This window comes from Gammaproteobacteria bacterium, from assembly GCA_003696665.1.
Taxonomy (GTDB): Bacteria; Pseudomonadota; Gammaproteobacteria; order Enterobacterales.
In genome coordinates this window covers 1-1,290 of sequence record RFGJ01000654.1, presented here as the reverse complement: position 1 = coordinate 1,290, position 1,290 = coordinate 1, and the positions used below count along the sequence as shown (strand labels likewise).

The following is a 1,290-nucleotide window of genomic DNA, read 5'->3' as shown; positions in this document are numbered from 1 at the left end:
GCACGGGAAGGATTCGGACTTTCATGTTTTTCGATTTTGTTGAATGGAATGGCCCAAATTTATCGGCTTTCGGTGAAATCGGGTGAATTGTATTCGGTTCCTCGCGCTACGACGCTACGACGCTACGGTACGCAACGATTTATTCTCAGGCCAAATCGCGTGCATCGGATTACTTCCACGCACCAAGCCTGGCCCGATTGGCGGGGCGCCACGCCGTAAACCTCCACAACGTTGTTACCAGTGACAAAATCTTGCAAGGAACATCTTGTCTATTGACTAATGAGGATGCTCAATCACTTTCACGTATCAATTTTTCAATTTCTTCAAGATACTCCCGTCCCTGCACAAGAAGGGGGCGTACATCCTTTTCTTCCAAATAGATTAGTTCGTCATAGTCGCTGGACTGTCGCAGTTCATATAGCTTGATATAAAGCTTTCCCATTTCTACGGAAATTCTCCCTGCCTTGATAAAATGTAAGCCAAGCAAGTGAATCACTCCTCTATGCGTATTGGCTTCGTAACCGTGATGCAGCAGAAGGGCACTTGTCATGTAAAAACAAGCATAGTATAAGCGATTTGCTACTGCGTCCCAATACCCCAAAGAGGCGATACCTTCCGCTTCTTTGAGTGTTTTCCACGCTTTTTGCTTGCGCAAAGCGACGATTGCTTTCCGCTCTTCATTCGTCAAACTCATATAACCACCCCTTCCTTTTCAATTCGTTTGTAAAATGGCGTGAAGCGGCGTTTTTCCCACGAGGTCTTTGTGTACAGCCTGATGGAAAACAACTGTTCCATTTCCCAACCAATTTCATAAAGGGGAAAAGCGATTCTGTCGAAATCTGCAGGTTCGATTTCCGGCTTGTCGAGGATGATGAGCAAATCCCAGTCGGAATCCTGTGTGGCATCGCCACGCGCACGCGAACCAAACAGGATTGCCTTCGCTCCGGGTGCCACTTCCCGCAGCTTCTTCCTGATGGCCAACAAAACCTCTTCGCGCGTTTTTCCCATACCTAAAATTACGCAAAATGCCTGCCACGGCACAATCCGGTGATTTTCCCGACCATAGCTTGAAATCGGCTCCACGAATCCTCACGTCCTCGCCTTTTAAACCGCAGTCACCGCGCAGTTGGGATGCTGTTTTTGTTACACAGAGTGGCACGGAGTACACGCAGAGGACCGCAGAGTATGGTAGAGCGTGAGGAAACAGGCCAAATCGCGTGCATCGGGAAACCGGTCGAATCGGTTCCTGAGTCCACTGAAAAAAATGGTTGAGGGTTGAGCGTGACACCG

General features: G+C 48.6%; 2 protein-coding genes. Both read right to left on the bottom strand.

All coding sequences use genetic code 11. The features are described from left to right. Positions 1-289: 289 nt before the first annotated feature. Entirely contained in the window at positions 290-694 is a 405-nt protein-coding gene (locus D6694_15670; protein RMH33388.1) for a HEPN domain-containing protein, read from the bottom strand. Next, positions 691-1,008 carry a nucleotidyltransferase domain-containing protein gene (locus tag D6694_15665; GenBank protein RMH33389.1) on the bottom strand — a complete coding sequence of 106 codons (318 nt, stop codon included), beginning with the start codon at positions 1,006-1,008 and terminating at the stop codon, positions 691-693. Before D6694_15665 ends, D6694_15670 begins: the two co-directional genes overlap by 4 nt. Between the last annotated feature and the right edge of the window lie 282 nt (positions 1,009-1,290).

What these genes read in the sequence shown, in the direction of transcription:
- D6694_15670 (RMH33388.1), bottom strand. Translation starts at nt 694, where the DNA reads ATGAGTTTGACGAATGAAGAGCGGAAAGCAATCGTCGCTTTGCGCAAG.
- D6694_15665 (RMH33389.1), bottom strand. Translation starts at nt 1,008, where the DNA reads ATGGGAAAAACGCGCGAAGAGGTTTTGTTGGCCATCAGGAAGAAGCTG.